This window comes from Neolewinella antarctica, assembly GCF_011927835.1.
Taxonomy (GTDB): Bacteria; Bacteroidota; Bacteroidia; order Chitinophagales; family Saprospiraceae; genus Neolewinella; species Neolewinella antarctica.
This window is the reverse complement of sequence record NZ_JAATJH010000002.1, coordinates 660,922-680,959: the sequence shown is the minus strand read 5'-3', so window position 1 is coordinate 680,959 and position 20,038 is coordinate 660,922. Positions and strand designations below refer to the sequence as shown.

At 50.6% G+C, this 20,038-nt stretch carries 17 protein-coding genes; all 17 read right to left on the bottom strand.

The annotated features are described in order from the left end of the window. Positions 1–1,218, bottom strand: a complete 1,218-nt coding sequence (locus GGR27_RS07985) for a polysaccharide biosynthesis protein (protein ID WP_168036889.1) — start codon at positions 1,216–1,218, stop codon at positions 1–3. 208 nt (positions 1,219–1,426) lie between these two features. Further along, the gene (locus tag GGR27_RS07980) at positions 1,427–2,560 is read right to left on the bottom strand and encodes a LegC family aminotransferase (RefSeq protein ID WP_168036888.1); all 1,134 of its coding nucleotides are present in this window, start codon (positions 2,558–2,560) and stop codon (positions 1,427–1,429) included. A gap of 73 nt (positions 2,561–2,633) precedes the next feature. Next, positions 2,634–3,257, bottom strand: coding sequence for a hypothetical protein (locus GGR27_RS07975; protein ID WP_168036404.1), 624 nt, complete (start codon positions 3,255–3,257; stop codon positions 2,634–2,636). Positions 3,258–3,471: 214 nt separating this feature from the next. Further along, positions 3,472–4,092: an acetyltransferase gene (locus GGR27_RS07970; protein ID WP_168036887.1), complete on the bottom strand. Its 621-nt coding sequence runs from the start codon at positions 4,090–4,092 to the stop codon at positions 3,472–3,474. 155 nt (positions 4,093–4,247) lie between these two features. Next, positions 4,248–4,868: an acetyltransferase gene (locus GGR27_RS07965; protein ID WP_168036886.1), complete on the bottom strand. Its 621-nt coding sequence runs from the start codon at positions 4,866–4,868 to the stop codon at positions 4,248–4,250. After that, positions 4,865–5,881: a 3-oxoacyl-ACP synthase III family protein gene (locus tag GGR27_RS07960; RefSeq protein ID WP_168036885.1), complete on the bottom strand. Its 1,017-nt coding sequence runs from the start codon at positions 5,879–5,881 to the stop codon at positions 4,865–4,867. Before GGR27_RS07960 ends, GGR27_RS07965 begins: the two co-directional genes overlap by 4 nt. A gap of 18 nt (positions 5,882–5,899) precedes the next feature. Further along, positions 5,900–6,658 carry an SDR family NAD(P)-dependent oxidoreductase gene (locus GGR27_RS07955; protein WP_168036884.1) on the bottom strand — a complete coding sequence of 253 codons (759 nt, stop codon included), beginning with the start codon at positions 6,656–6,658 and terminating at the stop codon, positions 5,900–5,902. Positions 6,659–6,752: 94 nt separating this feature from the next. Beyond that, positions 6,753–7,004, bottom strand: a complete 252-nt coding sequence (locus GGR27_RS07950) for an acyl carrier protein (protein WP_168036883.1) — start codon at positions 7,002–7,004, stop codon at positions 6,753–6,755. A 170-nt stretch (positions 7,005–7,174) separates the two neighbouring features. Next, entirely contained in the window at positions 7,175–8,422 is a 1,248-nt protein-coding gene (locus GGR27_RS07945) for a glycosyltransferase family 4 protein (protein ID WP_168036882.1), read from the bottom strand. 2 nt (positions 8,423–8,424) lie between these two features. Then, on the bottom strand, positions 8,425–10,326 hold the full coding sequence (locus GGR27_RS07940) for an alginate lyase family protein (RefSeq protein ID WP_168036881.1): 1,902 nt from the start codon (positions 10,324–10,326) through the stop codon (positions 8,425–8,427). A gap of 155 nt (positions 10,327–10,481) precedes the next feature. Continuing rightward, positions 10,482–13,529 carry a choice-of-anchor Q domain-containing protein gene (locus GGR27_RS07935; protein WP_168036880.1) on the bottom strand — a complete coding sequence of 1,016 codons (3,048 nt, stop codon included), beginning with the start codon at positions 13,527–13,529 and terminating at the stop codon, positions 10,482–10,484. Between the two features lie 410 nt (positions 13,530–13,939). Beyond that, on the bottom strand, positions 13,940–14,404 hold the full coding sequence (locus GGR27_RS20570) for a serine O-acetyltransferase (protein WP_168036879.1): 465 nt from the start codon (positions 14,402–14,404) through the stop codon (positions 13,940–13,942). Between the two features lie 2 nt (positions 14,405–14,406). Continuing rightward, a complete protein-coding gene (locus GGR27_RS20405; RefSeq protein ID WP_168036878.1) occupies positions 14,407–15,471 on the bottom strand; it encodes a glycosyltransferase family 4 protein in 1,065 nt (354 codons plus the stop codon). Continuing rightward, positions 15,468–16,304, bottom strand: a complete 837-nt coding sequence (locus GGR27_RS07920; protein ID WP_168036877.1) for a sulfotransferase — start codon at positions 16,302–16,304, stop codon at positions 15,468–15,470. The genes GGR27_RS20405 and GGR27_RS07920 overlap by 4 nt, the downstream gene beginning before the upstream one ends. Beyond that, on the bottom strand, positions 16,294–17,400 hold the full coding sequence (locus GGR27_RS07915) for an O-antigen ligase family protein (protein WP_168036876.1): 1,107 nt from the start codon (positions 17,398–17,400) through the stop codon (positions 16,294–16,296). Before GGR27_RS07915 ends, GGR27_RS07920 begins: the two co-directional genes overlap by 11 nt. Beyond that, the gene (locus GGR27_RS20400) at positions 17,393–18,526 is read right to left on the bottom strand and encodes a glycosyltransferase family 4 protein (RefSeq protein WP_168036875.1); all 1,134 of its coding nucleotides are present in this window, start codon (positions 18,524–18,526) and stop codon (positions 17,393–17,395) included. The genes GGR27_RS07915 and GGR27_RS20400 overlap by 8 nt, the downstream gene beginning before the upstream one ends. Before the next feature lie 446 nt (positions 18,527–18,972). After that, complete coding sequence (locus GGR27_RS07905; protein ID WP_168036874.1) at positions 18,973–19,878, bottom strand: HARBI1 family protein; 906 nt, start codon at positions 19,876–19,878, stop codon at positions 18,973–18,975. Between the last annotated feature and the right edge of the window lie 160 nt (positions 19,879–20,038).

Genomic DNA, 20,038 nt, shown 5'->3' with positions numbered 1-20,038 from the left:
TTACATTTTCTGATCGAGGGACCGACCGGTTTCGATGTGCTCGAAATTTGGGAGAAAGTCGACGATCAATTTTACGATAGCGTCCTTGTTGAGTTCTTCGCTGGCAAACATCGTCCGCAGCAGCGTAAACATAGCGTTGATCTCCGCCATTGATTTACGGTCCGTGTTTTTGATGACCCCGAGGTGCTGGAAGCTTTGCTGATCGACCACTTCCCCCTCCACGAAAAACTCTTCGTACTGCTTTTCGCCGGACGTGTCGGAGCCAAAAAAGAACACGGGGTAGGTCGTGCTGTCCGACGGCAAATCCCGTGCTTTCTCCTTCGCCTCCGTTTCGGAAGCGCAGCGGTCGGCGACGTAGCCACCGTACTCCTTGAGGAAATCTTCGGCGATCGAAGAAAAGGTTTTCATTTGTTCTTCCCGCAGCTTGGGGAAGAAAATGTCGCCGGTCTCCCCGAGCATGCACGCCAGTAAGCAAAGCTGACCGGATTCTTCCGGTGAAACGAAATAGCGCTTAACGTCCGACGGCGAACTCAGCGGTTGCTGTTTCATCATTCGTTCGATGAAGCCGAACAAGAGGCTACCGTTGGAAAAAGCTACGTTGGCAAAGCGGGCGGTAGAGATCTTCAACTGCGTGGAATAGGCCATGATGACTTCCTCCATCAATTTCTTACTGGCCCCCATCACGTTCACCGGGTTGGCCGCCTTGTCGGTGGACACGCAGAAGAAGTGCGCGGGTGGATTTTCCAGCAATAATTCCAGTAAAGTCTTGGCTTTCAGCACGTTGTTGTCCACCATCGCTTCGATGGAATAGTGGTCCTTTTCGCTGCGGACGTGCTTGTGCGCGGCAAAGTTGGCGACGATGTCAAAGGGGCCTTCGTTGCGAATAATCTTTGCGAACACGGCATCACCAAAATTGATCGGGTACGGCTTGTAGTCCTCGGGCACGTTCAGGCCCACCGTTGAGCGGATGTCGCGCGTCAGTTCCGTCAGTCCGTTTTCGTTGGTATCGACGACGTAGAGGCGAGCGGGCTTGAAGTGTAGCAGGGCACGGATGTAGGAAGAGCCAATTGTGCCGGCACCGCCGATGACGAGGACGGATTTTCCGTCGATGGCCGCCGCCAGGCGGTCGTGGTTATCTGCCAAATCCTGGGCGAAAAAGCTTTCGGTTCGCTCCGTGACGTGCTTGGTAATAAACTCGTTTAGCTTAAAGTGACGCATAATTTTTCTGCTGTGGCCGAGCGGCTGAGTTTTGAGAGACGACGCTTACCGTGACGATCGGGGTCGGCGCTACCCAGGAAAGTGACGCTGGGGTAGCGGGCGCGGACGCGGGTGCAAAGGAACGGATAAAGGAGCGATCTAGCCTCGTTCGTACGGGACTAATTCATGCCATGGCTTTATTGACCTGGGCTCTACTTGATGCATTTAGCTACCCGTAGAAATTACGAATCTGCTTCACTACTTCCGCCAACTGCTCCTCGGTTAGCCCACTGGAGCTAGGAATGCTGATGGCCGTCCGGTGAACGTCGGTGCTGTAATCGTGCTCGGTGACGTACTGGTAGCCTTTGTACATCGGGAGTTGGTTCATCGGCGTCCAGAAGGGGCGGGACTGTACGCCGTTGGCGTTGAGGTAGGTGAGTAGTTCCCGCATCCGCTCGGTGCGGAAGGTGAAGAGCCAGCAGTTGTGGTCCACGCCCGGGGTGACGGTTTGGAACTGGATGTCCCCTACCCCACTCAGGTTTTCTCGGTAGAAAGCGTCCATGGCTTTTTTCTTCTGGAGGATGCCGGGTAGTTGTTCCAGCTGGGCGACGCCGATGGCGGCCAGCACGTTGACGAGCCGGTAGTTGTAACCTACTTCGTCGTGGAAGTAGTCCATTGGATCGGTCTTAGCCGTCGTGGTGAGGTGCTTTACCCGGTCGGCTAGCTCATCGTTTTGGGTAAAGACCATGCCGCCCCCGCCGGTGGTGATAATCTTATTGCCGTTAAAACTACTGGTACCGAACGTACCAAAGGTGCCGGCGTGTTTGCCGTTGAAGGTCGAACCCAGGGCTTCCGTGCTGTCCTCGACGATGGGTAAATGATACCGCGCGCAGAGAGCGGTAAGCCGCTCCATATCGCACATGTTACCGAGGACGTGGACGGGCATACAGGCAATGATGCGTCGCCCATCCGCTTTGCTCCTTAGTTCTCCACCCTGCACCTGCGTCCGCGCCCCCAAAAACCGTTCCAACAGGTCGAGATCCATTTGCCAGGAATCCGGGTCGGTGTCGATCAGGATCGTTTCGGCACCGGTGTACGTGATGGCGTTGAGCGTGGCAACGAACGTGATGTTGGGGGCGATGACGTAGTCACCCGGCTGCGCGCCCAGCGTCTTGAGGCAGACGTGCAACGCGGCGGTGCCGTTCATACACGAGACCGCCCGTTTACTACCGTTGATGGCGGCGATATTTTCTTCAAACTGCGTGACGTAGGCGCCCGCCGTGGAGACCCAACCGGTGTCGAGGCAGTGTTTCACGTATTGCCATTCGTTGCCGGCTAGGTGGGGGATGGATAGGGGGATCATTTTTGGTCTTTGGTCTGGGGTCTGGGGTCTGGGGTCTTTGGTCGTTGGTCTTTCGTTTGATTTGAACAATCGATTATATTACTTCTTGCTCGGTGGGTGTGTTTCTGAAGCGTAATAATACGATCGAGGCGTGTACAAGAAGTAGGCAGGCGAGTAATGACTCGGCGTATTCATCGCCCTCGTACAGAAAGCAGAAGACTACGATGGCGAGGGTAAGTATGTAGAGTTCTTTGGGAAACCTCAGGATGGCCATTGCCCCCCGGAACAGTCGCGAAGCTACGTAAGCCCCGGCCAGTAGGAGGATACCGAACACCGGATAGGCGTAATCGAATATCTCGTTGAAAAAATTGTGCAGGTTGGTTTCTTGCTGGTCATTGTTTTCAATAAAGTACTCACTACTTTCCCACCCGATAAGGTGTTGGCCCCAGCTTAGTTCTTCCCCGCCGATGAACAGGCAGCCAAAACCTACTAGTATGGTCGCGGCCGCCAACCAGGGGGATCTGGGGTGCCGCGCCGCGGGAATGCCTACGGCTAAGTACAGCAGGCCCGCCAGGAGAAACTGAACGGCTGATATTGTTTCCACCATCCCCTCCTTGGAGATGTGCGCGTATTTTAGGTAGTGTGCACCAAAAATGGCGACGATTATTACGCTACCGACGATGAGGAGAAGGTAGAATTTCTTGGAGAGGTGGTACATCTTATTAAATTAACTTGGCTACAAAGGTATTATTAATGACGTGACATCGATTAATACAAGATTGAATACTCAGCTTGAGGGTTGATTGCAGCTGAGTATTTGATGATGGAAGTGCTTAAATTTTTTACAGTAATTTCAACTCTTTACGTACGGCTACTCTTTGTCAGGAAGGATAGAAGTGAAGAGCATAAAAGTATTTTGATGGTGGAGAACACTATTTGATTCTCTTTGCTGGAATACCGACGTAAGTACCTGACGCTTCCAAATTTTTTACAACCATGGCCCCCATTCCAACCGTTACGTCACCGTGAATTTTGATTCCCTGACGCACTGCGGCTCCCGTACCAAAATAGACACGTTTCCCAATTTTGCACTCGCCGCTAATATTAGCGGAAGGTGCCGTTGTAAAGAAATCATCGATGACGCAATCGTGCCCAATGGTGGTTTGTAAATTCAGTTGTGCGTGGAGCCCCAGTTTTATCTGGGTCGTTACGATACAGCCCGCACAAATGATACTCCCAGCACCAATTGTCGACCATTTAGAAACCGTGGCCGTGGGGTGAATTAAGGTCGCAAATTGAGTGCCCTCCGGGAGCGCACTAGCAATTTTCTCCCGAGTGGCCGGGTCTCCTACCGCGATGACCACTTCACCCATTTCCGGCTTAAAGTCGACTTGGCTCAATACCGTCCTTTCCATAATCTGCTGATCACGAAATTTCTCCGCTACCGCCGGGACATCAATAAACCCAGCAAACGTGTCGTACTGACCGAGTTCGTGAATCAAAGTAGCTGCTTCTCTGGCGAAGCCACCGGTTCCTACGATAAAGACATTCATAGATAATAATTAAGATGGTTACTCAAATAACTAAAACATTGACCACTAGCACTTTGGAACACGTCAGGACTTCGTTGCAAATTTTTCACGGTAAGCACATTCTATTAATTCTTTGGGTTTGATGAGGGTAACTGCCCCGAGACAAACCCGATCGACTAAATCTTACGCGCGGGGTAGCCAAATACAGTCTGCTTATCCTTTACGTTGCGCAGCACGATACTACCGACCCCAATGACCGCTTCGTCACCTACCTTTTTCCCGGGGAGGATGGAGGCGTGAGGATGAATGGTCACGGCGTTACCAATTTCAACGAAACCGCTGATGTGGACAAATGAGTTGATGTGCGCGTAAGGGGCTATGACCGCATCGTGCCCGACGACGATGTAACAATTCAAAAGACAAAAATCCCCGATTTTGACCCCACAGGACACAGTGTTGAACGGACCTACGTAAACGCCGGTGCCGATACTGGCATCGGCCACAATCACCGCCGTACCGTGGATAATGGAGATGAATGTTCCGCCTCTGGAGATAATTAAGTCTGAATATTTCTTGCGGTATTCTTGTTCGGGTAAAGTACACAGAAAGACATCGTTGTCCTTTGGTTCGTATTGCTGGACGAGCCCAATCGTTCTGTCTTCGATACCGGTGCGGTCGGGAAGATTGTCAATGAAGCCTTTAAACCGCCACGTTACGTTGTAACCGATGCAGCCCGGTAGAAACGCGGCTACTTCCCGGCCAAAACTGCCCCCCCCGATGAGAATAAGATCTTTCATACTGTTCCTACCTTAGTCAGAATACAGCCCGCTACGGAGAGACCAACACCAAACCCGGCCAGTAGTACCCTTGCGTCCTTTTTCACACGGTCCTCGGTCATGGCCGTAGTTAACGCAATCGGGATGGTGGCGGAGACGGTATTGCCGGTATTTTCCATCGCGATTACGAATTTATCGGGTTCTATCTTAATCTTTTTCCGCAGGTGCTCGAGCATGAAACGGTTGGCCTGGTGGAAAACAAACAAGTCGACTGCATCCTGGGGCAACTCGTTTTTACGGAGGGTATCCCGAATTAGCCGGGGGACGGACCCGATGGTAAATACGAACACGGCTTGCCCGTCCATTTGTAGGTCCGCTTCCGTACGTTGGTTTCCGTAGCTATCCGTCACTTCCTCGTTACTGCTTTCCCGGTAGCGCATTCCCCCCTCCTTGACGATGAGTTTGTCGTAGCCGGAGCCGTCCGTACCGTACTGGAAATCGCCGATGCTGAAGCCGACTGGCTTTTCGCTGATCAAACTAGCGGAGGCTCCGTCACCAAATATGGTCTTGCTGCTCTTGTCACTCGCCCCAACGAATTTTGAGTACGTTTCCGCCGTCAGCAGCAGCACGTTTTTCGCCTGGCCGGAAGCCACCAAACCCTTGGCCAAGCCCAAGCCATAAACGTAACCGGAGCAACCGAGATTAAAATCCAACGCCCCACAGGAGGTAGCCAGGCCCAATCGGTCCTGAACGATGCAGGCGGTGGAGGGCAAAAAATAGTCGGGGCTTTGGGTACACAGTAAAACGAAGTCAATCTCTTCCCGCTTAACGGCGGCGTTCTCCGCGAACAAGCGTTCCGCCGCCGCGACGGCCAGGTCGGACGAGAATTCATCCTTCGCGGCAATTCTCCTTTCCTTTATACCCGTTTTACTCGAAATCTTGTCGATGGACCACTCGGGGAAATCACGATTGATGTCTTCGTTGGTAAGCCGACCGGACGGTAGGTAGTAGGTTATTGCGTTCAGGTAGGTCATGGCTAAATGTTAGGGGTGTTAGCGACTAGTGAATCCACCGTCGATCGTCAGGGTAGTGCCGGTAATGTAGGAGGCGGCGGGGCTGAGTAGAAAGACTACCGGATGGGCTACTTCCTCGGGCTGACCGTAGCGACGCAACGGGTAGCGGAGATAGTCCGCCCGCAAGCCTTCCTCACCCATCATGTCATAAATCTTCTCGATTCCTTCCGTTTCGATCATCGCGGGTGCGACACAGTTGACCCGAATGTTGAAGTTCCCGAGCTCAACGGCGAGTACCCGCATGAACCCGGTGAGGCCTGCCTTGGTGGCTGCGTACAAGCCGTGGGCCGGGGCGCCCACCGCGGCACTGATGGAGCTCATCATCACCAAGCTCGCCCCCCGTTTGATTTTCTTTGCTTTGTACAACTCCCGGCACAGCCGCATCTGCGCCAAGAGGTTGACTTCCATAACCTCATCGATGACTTCGTCGCGCATAAACTTGAGCGGCTGGGCGGCAACCGTACCGGCATTCAGTACGACGCCGTCGAGTTTGACGACGGATTTGCTTAACTCCCGCAAGAACTCCCCGTCGGAAAGATCGCCCGCCAAAATTGTACAATTCGTACTGGGTTCAAGCAGATCTTTTGTCCCCCGTAAGCGCTCGTTGCTGCGACCGGTGATGATTAAATGCCCCCCCGCCTTCGACACGGCTACGGCAATGGCGCGTCCGATTCCGGAAGAGGCCCCGGTTACTAAGGTAACGCGGCCGAGTAAGGAAAAAGGATTACTTCCAGACATACGCGCCAGTACTAATTTCGGTGAGGGAAGGGATTTGGATGCCCGTACGGAACAAACTAAATTGGCTTTTTTAAAAGAGCACGAACGATTCGCGTTAATGATTCACACCAATTCGTTCCCGAACGAGGTCGTGAAGCTCCCGCACGGTAGTGACCGAGCGGATATCGTCACCGGAAATTTTTACGCGGTATTCTTCATCCGCCATGGCGATGACGGAGAGGGCAACGAGGCTGTCCCAGTCTTCGAGCTCTTTAAATTTCGTAGCAGCATCAATGACCACTTGGTCCTCAAGCATTTCGTACTGTTCCCGCAAGTTTTCGATAAATTTGTCCATCTGTACTGACATGTTTCGGCGTTTTTTTTAGGTTTAAAATTCGGCTAGTGCGCCCAAATATAGTGCGCGAAGTTAGCCCATTTAATTTATGAACTCCACTCCTTCACTACTTAGTGGTGATCGTTAAAAGGTTAACCTGGCTAGAATATCGGTGACCAAGTAAGCGGCTATCGATGACTAAATCATAACGCAGCAGCACGTCTCAGATGCCCAAGGTAGCGCTCGGCCAGAACGTCCCGGTCAAAATGAGCCTTAGCGTAGCGGTAGCCATTTTCTCCCAGGCGCGCGTGTTCTTCCGGGGAAAGGTCGGCGGCGTGGCGCAGAACGCGCGCGAAGTCCACTGGGTCTTCCGGCTCGATGTAAAACCCACAATCCGCCGTTTCCACCAGTTCGCGGCTGACGCCGTCAATGGCCAGTAAAACGGGACGTTTGGTAGCCATGTAGTCGAAAGTCTTGTTACTATAAATGGTCTTGAATGTATCCACCTTTTTTAGGACGGACATTCCGTAATCGGATGCTAAAATGTACTCAAAGACCACACTCTTAGGAACGGAATCCACGAACTCGACGTTGGTCAGCCCCCGCCCGGTCACGGCGGCCTTCAGGTCTTCCTTACGCATCCCACCACCAATTAGTACGAAGTGAATGTCGGGTCGGTCACTCAGTAACTCAGCGGCTTCGACGACCTGAATCAGGTGATTAGCCACACCATGCGCACCAACGTAAGTTGCGACGGTTTTGTCCGCCCAGCCGTGGCGCTGGCGGAACGCATCCCGGTCGAAAGTGGCTAGCAACGGGTCGCTCAAGGTAAAATCGGCCGCGTTGGGAATAAAGACGACCTTTTCGGGGGCTACCCCTTTCTCGTTAATGAGTTTATCGCGAAAGGCAGGCGTCAGCACGTTGATGAGCGTGGCATTTCGGTAAACAAAATTCTCAAACCAGAACGCGAGGTTGATGATAAGTTTGTTCTGGAGAACGCCCGTATCGATGGCCGACTCCGGCCAGAGGTCCCGCACTTCAAAAACAAACGGAATGCCCTTCAAACGGCTTAGTAAGTAGGCCGTAATGCCAACGAACAGCGGTGGTGAGGTTACTAGAATGACGTCAAACTTTCCTTCGGTTTTGAACAGGCCCGCATAAATGCTGGAAAAGACAAAGGAGAAGTAAGCCCAGAGCCGCCCCAGAAAATTTACGTTGTAAGCTTCGGAAACGTGGCTACGTATTACCGTTGTCCCCGGTCCGTGCGGGTCAATTACCGTGAATTTACCTTTGTACCGATCCCGCTTCACTCCGGTGGCGTAGTGTACCATGCCCGCCAGCACGGTTGTGGTGTGGCCCTTCTCCTCCCAGACCCGGGTCATCTCGTTCATACGACTGCCGCCGCCGTCGTCTTTTTCGAGAAAATACTGGTGGATGAGAAGAATATTCATGTTCAGGAGAGTGGCAGAAGTGCAATAGTGGTACGGACAAAAGTTCCGGAAGTCGCAAAGGTAAGCAGCGGAGCTTCCGTAAGCTCACCGTAGTGACCGGAAAAGTGCGCCGTCGATAACTCACCTTGCAGCGGGTCACCGCTGCGGTCGGTGGCCGTGATGGTCAGGTAGCGAGCCCAGTCGGGGTGCAAATTCCAGTGCTGAATCATTGGAAGGTCCGTTGGTCGTTCGATTTCGTCTTCCACGACCCAGACGGATGCTCCCTCATATTTTACGACGGTCCGGTTATGCCAAACACCACCTAACTCTTTAAAGGCCGCAATGCGCCCCGTGAAGTGGTAGGCACCATCTTCTTCCAGCAGGCTCGCGGTGAGGGCGGTCGTCCAGTTGAACCAGATAAAGCGACTCCCCTTGAGCATTTGATCGTGGTCACCGAGCATCACGGTGTTGTGGCTGGCCGAGCCCATAAAAAATTTCAGCTTGTCCGGATCGGTGTTGTACCGGTAGGTGCCGCCGTCGCGTAACAGATTGACACCGTCTGTCCATAAATCGAGGTGCAGGTTATCGGCGTGGGCCGGCCGATCGTGGTACGTTTGGCAGTGGAGGGACGTAAAAGTGTTGCCGTCGCGAAACGTGTAAATGCCCCCGTTAGGAAAGCGGTTAGTCTTTTGCTGAGAGAGGGCTTTGTCCGCACCCGTCGCTGAAACTCCTTTCGAAACGACGCTCAACCAGGCGGCCTCTTCCGTTCCCGCTTCGGGAAAAGGCATCGTGCCGTGGAGCAATTGCGATAATCCGTTCAACTGCGGCCGATAGTCGCGGTAGCCCTGGTCGGCGAGGGGAAAAAATAATGCGCCGTCGTTAGAGCCGTAGTTAGGTAATTCACCATTCTCTGGCTGGGTGCACTGATACAAGTAGTTCAAGGTCAGGCTCGCCCGGTCATGAACCTTATCGGAAAACCGCTCGCCGTTAGCCCCGCTGATGGCGGTAGCGTAACTCAGTAACTGCACCAGCACCCGGTGGTAATTGTGGGAATGTTGGATGAAAGTACCGTCGTCGTAAACCTGGTAAGCAATCTCTTCTTCGAACCAGGCTTTACCGCGGTGTTTCCACTCCGCCGCGCCCGGGAAGGAGGGGAATAGTAGCCCACCTACGTACAGCATCAGGGTTTCGGTGATGGCGTGGTTGTTCCGCACGGCGATCCGGCTAAAGTGAATGTTGGCGCGCACGTGCAGTAGCTGGCCGTAGATACTTTGCGTCAGTCGCTCCCACCGCACCTGCGTCAGCGCCGCACTATCCTGATAGTAGTAGAGGGCGAAGAGCCAGTTGAGTAGGCGCAGGCTGATCTCCTGACTACACAGGTAATTAGGGCCGAGGTTGAGTGGATTGGCGTCCAGCCAGCTATCGATTTCCGCAAAAACCAGTTCGCTTTGGTCTGCCTCGAAGTGGTAGTCGTAGCGAATCAGCGACAGCAGGTAGCTAAAACGAGATTTTTCCCAGACGTACTTCACGTCGCCGAGCGCGGGGTCCAGATCGGGAATTTCCGTCCAGTGATCGAGGCCGTAAGTGTGGCCGGTGGTTGGGTTGGTCAGCCAGTCGTAGTCGCGGCCGATCGTCTTCCACTCGAAATTAAAATACTGAAATTCGCCGGTGGTGAAGCGTTGGTGCCACTCCCGCAAACGATCGTCCGGCCGGCGAGTCACCTGAATTGAACCGCGTGCCCCCACCACAAAATTAGGTTTCACTTTCCGCCACGTTTCCAGGGAGGGCGCGGGCGCGGGTGCCGGGTTTTCGGGGAACGCCCGGCGGAGAGCACCACTACGCTTCCGAATTTCGTGCCAGCTGCGAAAAGCAACGTAGCGGGGCCCCATCTGACGGAGAATAGCGGGAAGGGATTTCAGGAGCATAGGGCGCGGTCGCGGGTGCAAAGTTAATTGGCGCGCAAAGTTAGCCCGTCAATCACCATTGAGAATCATCTTAACCTCACTTTAAACAAAAATCGCCTCCCCTACCGGCGTGGTGGAGGAGGCGACTGAGGTGTAGCTAGTCTCGCATTTGATGTTTACCGAGTGACAACGACCCGTGTGGACTGGGTCTGCCGGCCGTTTAGCGCCTGCAATGTGTAAGCACCAGCGGGTAAGCCACCGGTGCGAACGGCAACGGAGGTACCCGGTGCGGTTACCTCGCGGACGGAGAACGCACGGCCCGTGTTATCAACCAGGCGTAGGATTGTCGTGCCTTCGAAAGAAGCCGGGAGGATCACGTTGATCTGGTCGCCGGGGGCTGGGTTGGGGTAGACGGAGATGACTTCTTTGTTGCTTTCTCCTAGATCATCTGCTTCGTCTGCCTCCGCGAGAGGAGCTACCGTAGGACAAGATTCCCGTAATTCAAACGCTCCGGCATCCCGTACGCCACCGAAAGCGGTTTTACCACGCTGGTCCCGGCGAGAACCCTGGGTATAAAGATTTATGGCATCGCTAGTACAGTCAATAGCGTGGGTCATGGTCGGGCCACCGTTGTCAGCGAGGGGCTGGAGACCGGTATTTGTGTTGCCCACGAGGTTTTCACCAGCATCAATCAGGGTAGCTCCGGGCGCAATATTCATGCCGTTAAGCCCAATGATGCAGCCTTCGTAATCAATCTGGGAGTTGGTGCGTCCGGAAGGTCCGGGACCCGTATTCAATCCTACTTCATTCAAGGCGACGGTACTACCGAGCATGATGATTGCTCCTCTTCCGCTACCATCGAAAACGCCAGCGGCGCTGTTACCGGTAAACGTACTGGCGACGATAAAGATAAATCCATTCCTAGTGTTATAGACTCCGCCTCCTTGCGTCGTTACCCTGTTGTCAGCGATCAGCGAACGCTCGATATCTAGTGAACCGCCATTGTTCCAAATGCCGCCACCACCGTTGCCGGCCGCGCTATTATCCGCAATGGAAACTTCGGTAACGGTCATTTCCACGCCCGACTGGTTCCAAAGGCCACCGCCGGTTCCCGCAGCGGTGTTACCCGTGATGTTGCCGCGGGTGAAATCTACAATACCATCCCTGCCGGTTACGTGGAAAGCACCGCCGTTCCCGGGGGCTGCGGTTCCCGTGGGGCCGGCAACGTTGTTCGTGTAATCGGTAACAAAGGAGGTGAAAGAACCATCGATTTGCTCTACGGCGCCGCCGGCACGATTGGCCGTATTACCCGCAAAAGTAGACAGCCTGACGGTCACTACCCCATCGGTGGTCAACAAACCACCACCGGAACCGGAGGCACCGGTAGCAGAATTATTCTCAATCGTAGCGGAGGCTACGTTCATCGTGCCACCGTTGTTGAAAAGGCCGCCGCCGCCCTGGTCGCCATCCGCCCCGGTAGAAATGTTGTTGGCAACGGTCACCCCCCGGATGTTCATGGTCCCGATGTTATTCCAAAGGCCACCACCTTCGGCGCCGGCGGAGTTGCCACTTACGGACCCCCCCACGATGGAGATGCTACCGTCGGAACCGATGTGGATACCACCGCCGTTACCGGGGGAAGTATTTACCACGTTATTATCGATCGTGGAATTAGCGACGAACGTCATAAAATCAGTACCGGAGGCATCTTCTATACCACCACCGGCGCGATTGGCGGTGTTGCCAGCTACCGTGGTGCCCACGACCCGCAGACTTCCCCCCTCAGCATTAAGAATACCGCCGCCGGATCCGGCGCCCATTGTTGCTTCGTTACTAGTAATGATGGTACCACCTCTGACAAACATGGTACCACCGTCATTATAGAGGCCACCGCCACCGTTGTCCGCGTTCAATCCGTTAGCGGCGTTACCGTCGATGGTTGCTCTGCTGATGCTCATGGTTCCACCGCTGTTCCACAGGCCACCACCTTCACTCCCGGCTATATTACCACTTACCGTGCCTCCTGAAATAGAGAAGTTACCACCGCTGCCTACGTGAACGCCACCGCCGTTACCGGGGGAAGTATTCACTACGTTATCATTAATAGTTGATTTGGCGACAAAGGTCGTGAAAGCCGTGCCGGAAGCATCTTCGATACCTCCTCCGGCGCGGTTGGCGGTATTTCCGGTCACGGTAGTGCTCACGACTTGCATATCTCCACCCCCTGCATTAAAGATTCCACCACCGGAACCAGCCCCCACGGTGGCCGTATTGTTAGTAACGCGCGTACCGGCGCGCACGAACATGATGCCGCCGTCATTATAAATGCCGCCGCCACCGTTATCACTCATCGCTCCATTAGCAGCGTTACCGTTGATGGTAACTTTACCGATACTCATGGTTCCACCGCTGTTCCACAAGCCACCGCCCTCGCTACCGGCTGTGTTACCGCTAACCGTGCCACCACCAATATTAAAATTACCGCTACCACCTACGTGAACACCGCCACCGTTTCCGGGAGAAGTATTTACCACGTTATCGTCGATGGTGGAACTAGCAACAAAAGTCGTGAAGGCAGTTCCCGAGGCATCCTCAATGCCTCCGCCAGCACGGTTGGCCTCGTTGTTGACGATACTCGTGGAGTTGATCCGTAGGCTACCGCCGGCGCTGTTCAGTATTCCGCCTCCGGATCCTGACGCACCGGTTGCCGTATTCGTGGTGATCATGCTTCTGGTCAACCGCATCGCACCGGCATTGTGAATGCCGCCACCACCCTGGGTAGCCGTGGCTCCGGACGCAGTGGAACTGGACACCGTCACACTGATCAGAGTGACCGTTCCGCCCAGGTTTTGAAGTCCGCCACCACTCATGGTGGTCAGTCCTCTCGTGAGGGTGAGGCCGCGGAGTTGGACTGTGCCGGAGATGATGTTGATCAGTCGAGTTGCTTTGTTACCGTTGAGGACGGTGTTTGCCATCCCGTTACCTATTATTGAGAGGTTCTTATCAATGGTTACCTCCGTTACTAATACGATGTCAACCCCGTCGGTAGCAGCAGCAAAACGGATAGCATCACCACTAACCGCATCAAGGACGGCTTGCCGGAAAGTACCGGCACCGGAATCACCGGAAGAAGTAACGGTTATGGTGGCGGCAAACAGCGCCGGGAGCATCAGGAACGCCAGTAAGACGGTCAAACTAATTTTTATAAGGTAAATTTTACGCATGTTTCGTTGTTCAGTGTGTTGCTTAGAAAAGTGTTAGTACGGAATGCAATAAGGGACCTCTCCATTAATATCCAAACTTACGAAGAATTTTTGACTGGAGATTTCGGTGAAGATGAAACGTTAGAGAACTACTGAATTCAACTAAGAATTTATCGTAACCACTTGTAGTTTTATCTTTCGACGATTTTTGCGGCGAGAAGATTGTCAACACTGAACTGACCTTACGTAATTAGTATAATTACTGGGCACTAGGGATTACTCTTAACACAAAAAGCACAAAAGGAAGAAAAAACACAAAGCAGAAGCTAGTAAAATTAAGACACGCACGTCACTTTGTGCTTATGTCCTACTTTGTGCCTTATGTGTTCCGCTTTTTCTTACAATTAGAAAAATTTCCGTGTACGGGTTCACTACTTAACTACCCGATCCATTTCAAGATAACTCTTACCTTTGGTAGTACCGATTAACTTAGCGGGGTTCCCCGCAATGATAGAGTCATGCGGCCAACTCTTGTTGACCACTGAATTTGCACCGATCACTACATTATCACCAATCGTAATTTCTCCAAACAGCACGGAACCCGCCCCGATGTATACACGGTTTCCAATGACCGGAACGAGTTGATCACCGAAGTTCCTACCGATGGTAACATTTTGCGCGATTCGGCAGTCCTCTCCGATTACGGAAGCCGTATGGATAACAACCCCCAGGCCCCAGTAACCCAGCGTAAATCGTTTTCCAATGGTCGCCGATGCCGGCAAGTAACAAGCAAAGATCAAGCGACCCAGCCAGTTAAATATTTTTGGGAGCACGGGAATTCCCCCCCGGTGAAGGAGGTGGTTGAACCGGTAAAATAAAACGGGTGGTCTTTCCATCTTCAAATTAAGGCTTGATATTCTTTCAGGTAGCCAGCGTAACTGTCCTGGCTCGGGTCGAGTAAACTTTTGCGCACCCGGCTCGAAGCAGCGTATACCGTTCGTAGGTGCGCTACTAACGCTTCCGTGTCTCCCTGACGGTAGAGCAGGGTGCCTTCGCACCTTCGACAGACATCGGTCGCGATGGCCGGTGTACCAACCAGAAGCGCTTCGGCTACGCAAAGTCCGTAAGAATCTCCTTTGGATGGCCGGACGAACACGTCGTGGCGGGCTAGTAAATCAAGGATGGCGGAGGAGTCTTCTACTACCGTAATATCCAACCTGTCAGACAAAATAGCAAACCGGTCGAGAACACGCTGCTTGTAGCTGGTTTCTAACAGGGATGTAGACTGTATTACCGTTACACTTATGGACTCTTCAATCCGTTCGGATAGTATAGCGGCAGCTTCCACCGCTTCCTCAACATTGTATCTCGCTCCCCAAGCACCAATGGTCGCGATGCAAAAATTATTCTTTTCGCACACTACGCTCTGCATTTTTGGTAGCGAGGAAGCCGCAGGTGCGATAAAAGGATTGACCGTAGCAACGCGTTTCCTAAGAAATGGGTACCGCAGTCGGATGCGCGTACTTTCCTCAGGGTTCATGAAAATGAGTCGATCCAAACAGCGAAAAGCTACCTGATTGAGGTTGTCATAACCAGGGTGCTCGTCTAACCATTTATCGTAGCCATAACCGGAGTGGATAGATAAAATGATCCTACCGCCCATCAAATAAAGCACGGGGGCAAATAGGTAAAATACTAAGGCTTGGTTACTGGCATGAAAATGAAAGATGCGGATTCCTGAGAACCGCAACTTCAGTAACCTAACACCCATACTCACGCCCGCGAGCAGCTTTTTAGCTAGCGTTTGTTGCTGAAAGACTTCCGCATAATTCACTTTTACTACGTTCTCTTTATTTTCCACTAACCGGTCAAAAAGACTGCTGCTATGTACGGAGATTCCGCCAATTAGCGATTCCCGAAAAATGGAGATTAGGGCGATTGGAATACCAGATCTTTTATTCACAACTCAGGGGTATAATTAAATTTTTTCATGCCGCGGTTACAAATATTTTCGATCCACCGGAGATTTTCCTCCCCGAAGAAATTCGTGTAAGAATTCACCTTTTTTCCTTTCGGTTGGAATTGTACATCTACAAAGGGAGTAATGTCACTCATTACCGGTCGTCCTAGTCTTTCGGCCAACTCCTCTATTGCATCGACTTTACCGCGATTGAAGTCTTCGTAGCGAATGAGATGCATACGGCTGTCATCGTCGGCACATAGATCCACGGCTTGCTGCCAGCGTTCCGCCGAGCGGACGATGTGTGACCCGCCGGGCGTTCCTCGACCCCACTCATTCATCAGAATGGACTTCCAGATCGGACTGATCTGCGGATATTCAATAGGGTCGATAGCCGTTTTTGACCCTGGTATGTTCAACCGATTAAGCGTGCTGCGGATGTTAGCCCTCGGGTCCCGAACGATAAATACGAAACGTGCCTGGGGAAACGCTTCCTTGAGTTGTGGATAAAGGAAGGTCAGACCAGGTTCTTTGACGATGTCTTTACTGAATTCGATCAGCGCTCGCTCCTGCACTACTTTCTTAATATCTATTGCACCTGCGTGTAGCGCCGCATATTCTGGATTTCGAAACCCAGCTAGGTCAATATCGTAGCTACCACCGGTAGCTTTAGCTAATAACGCAGCAATGGCTGAAGTTCCCGCTTTCTGGTTTCCCAGGACGATGACGGGGCTACTGTTGATAGCGTAAGCTGAATAAGCAATTGGTCGCAAAAACGGTGCCCAGTCAAACAGAACTTTGTTTCTTAAGATGTGCGAATACGATTTAAACTCCATTCTTAAGTATTGATTTTGATTTCATTTGAAATGAGGTAATAGTAACGGAATTTTCATTGAGAAAGAATGGCAGGATCAACATCATCGAGACAAAGCTCAACGAGAAAGGTGTCGAGGCTTCAAACAGAGACCGTAGTGTTAAAGCTAATACAAAACTACCGGAAAGTATTGTAGTGTTTCGGTACATCATTCCTAATAATAGCATCAAATAACCGACTAGTGCTGCAACACCACCTTCTACGGCCACTTTGGCGAAAGTGTTATGTGGGCTTAGAGTATCTCCAATATAATCATAAATGTAAAGTCCGCTCACCCCCCAGCCCACACCAAACGGAAATCTACGACAAATATCGATAGAAGCAAAAAGGAGTACGTCCCTTTCGCTAAGTCCACGATACCCTTTGTGCCCGATTGTGTTTTCCTGAACTACACCGATAATATTGAATGGATCTCCCGTAACCAATGTCGCATAGAGAACGAAGGACGCGATGAGCGCGACAAACAACACTTTTTTCAAATGTGTTCGTAGCAGGCGCTGCCCGAAATATAAACCAAAGAAAAGTAATATAGCTGCCAACTGAGTTCTGCTCGAAGTTAAAAACATCAAGCCCGTAAAAACGGGGATCATCAATACCTGCAAAGCAGTTCGGCCTTTAAACGCCAGCAGTGCTAAGTAGCTAGTACAGAGAATGATAGTGGCCAGATTATTAGGATTACCATACATACTAGCTGCTCCTTTTACACCATTTACGTTCATGGTTAAGAGAGTCAATAAGATGTATCCTACTAGCATCATCAAGTAGGAAGACGGAATTTTGTTAAATGCATAAGCAGGAAGGATCAAAAAATTAAGGACTGTAAAAAATACGTAGGACCACGATGAAGCTGGTCCTTCTAGAATTGTCGCCAGTAGACCACTAATCAGATAAAGCCCGCCGCCAATATTGTATGCCCAAGAGTTTGAAATGAAACCTTTGCGCCCCTGAACAATTATTAGAGTAACAATTACCGCAATAACAGCATATCTTATCGCACCTAACGAGCCGATGTGTGCAAAAGTTAATGCCCATATATATAAGATCAGTAGTTTACTCAAACCTGACGTTACTTTTGACTAGTTGAATGATTTCTTCCAAACGACGAAAAGCGTGGTCCTCGGAAAAATGAGCGGTTATATAGTCACGAGCGTTAGAAACTTTAATCATTGTTTCGTCCCGCCGCGTCCAAGTAGCGGTAATACCTTCAGCAATAGAATAAGGATCAGAGGGGTCTACTTCCCAACAGTTCTTTCCACCGTCAGTCACTTCCGGGATCCCGCCTACGCCGGACGTTACTACCGGTACGCCGTGTGCCATAGCTTCCATATTGAAAACGCCTAACGCTTCGAAGTGACTGGGGAGGCAGGCAATGTCTGTCTTCATAAGTCGGGCGTTTACAAACTCCGGTGGCTGCTTGCCATGACAATGGACGTTAAGATTCTCGATTGACTTTACAAGTCTACCCGTAGCAACCTCAATAGCTTTTTGAGTTGGTCCGATAACATGGAGATGAACCACTCGGTCTATAAAGCGAATAGCTTCCATAAGTTCAAGCAGACCACCCCGTCGAAAATCTGATTTGACAAAAAGTATGTTTATCGGTCCAGAGGAGCTTGGTGTTCGTGGACGAAAATTTATATCCTTTAGATTAGTACCTTTATAAAGAAGATGGACTTTATCGGGAGAAAGTTCATATTCTCTAGTAACTTTTTCTGCGAGATAGCGCGAGTTTACGACTACTCCATCTACCCGTTTCGCCGCGGCTCTTTCCATTTTACCCAGAATTCTGCGTTGCATACTCGCTAGACTATACTGACCACTGAGTCGACTAGGTAGATTATTATCATCATTAATGAACCCAATGATAGGATTGGTAAAACGACTTCTAACCATAAATGTGTTGATGATATTGTTAAACACAATCGGTTCTTTACCTACTAACGGTAGATGGGACAGTCCCTGGGCAAAAGCCAAGTTTCTATATCCTTGAGTAAGTAAGCTCGTTTTTGCCCAAGTAGCTGGTCGGGGAACTGATCTAATACTATTTGAATTGAAGATGGCATCCTCTGTTATAATTAGTACATTTTCACCTCCAAATTTAGTAATAATTCGTGCAAATTTTGCGGGACCATTTGACACGTTATCATAAAAATTCGTGCAAAAGATGAATTTTAAGTCGCTCACTTGATTTTTGGATTTTGATTTGCTTGGAAAAAGGTACTTTTCAAAAAATATAATTACGTTATTTCGGCACCATGCATTTTAAGTAGTGGAAGCCTTGACTTCTCAAGTCACAAGCAGCCGCTATTACACTGTAAACATTGGCATTGTATCAAATGTACTGGTAGCTGGGCAATTTTCACTGCCATAAAACATACTTAACCATTAAAATACGGTTGTTCCCCTTATTAGAGAAGCTTCTATGTATCCTTCGCATAATTCGCCAACCCCGTTAAACTCACTCTCATTGCTCAATAGATACCCCGTAAAAATGATTCCTTCATGAAGTAGGCGTCTGACCTATTCCCGGGTCTTGCCATCAATTGGTGGCCACTACCAGCTATAAACTGACGATCACACTCGTTGTACTTATGTAGCTGTTTTCGACAGACATGATGCATCGGTGAGAATCAGCGAGTTATGAAGAAGTTCCATAGTCCAGCGCAAGAAGCAAGGACTTTATCGTAGAGATCAATATCATGAATTCGTGAAACGGTACTCAATATATCAAACCATTTTATTCCACCAATGCTGTGTTCTACGTAGATTCTTTCTCTAGCTAAAGCTTTATTTGACTCCTTTTGCTCATCAGTCAGATCATCTCCTTTAGGTTTTTTGAACGGAATAAAAGTTGTTGCTTCTCGGTAATCTGTTGCGAACCCCTGGTAGCCTAAATCTAGTCTCACCGTCAAGCCTTCAAACCAACCTTTGCCTGGTTCCAGTTCAGTTTTTAGTAACGAGTAGTCATGAGATGAACCGACATAGGCCAGACTGACATACCGGATGTATCTATCCAAAGAACTGATAACCATTGCCTTAGCCGTATTTCCTTTCTTCTTGCCACTATAACTTGCTCGCTGTTCGTCGTAGTCTTGTGGACGTTGAATCCTTTGTTCCCTAGCGTCAATAATGATTGTTTGCTGATTTTTGAATTGAACTTGAAAGTCCTCAACCGTATCAAATCCTCGAATGGGTAAATATCCTTCTACATCCAGTACGTAGTGAATAAGTTCAATTTCATTAGCAAATTGTCGATGAGCGCTGGACTGTGGAAACTGGTAGATAAATGCAGCGTAATCGAAAATGATGCCTGATTTTAGTACGCTTAAAGTAAAGAAAACAAGATCTGAAACACTTTGCAAACGGGCTACTGATCCTTTATGGTTGACCTTCAAAACTTCGGAGAATGGTCGCTTTCTCAAAATAACGTATGCCGCTTCGCACTTCCCTACTAACCGATTAAAGCAAGCAGAATCAAGGCCTACCGTACCTTTCCATACTCTTGAGCTGTTGGGTCTCGTTTGGTTAGTTAACATTTTTTCAAAACAGGATACCAATGTTAACTAAGATGCATCAACTCTGATAGTGGGTGTTACCGAACTTGATTATCTTTCCGTCGGTGCAGTTCGGGCATTCTTATCTATTTAGCCACCTTTAAGATTATGACTTTGATTAGCTGCACATTTTAATTAGGTC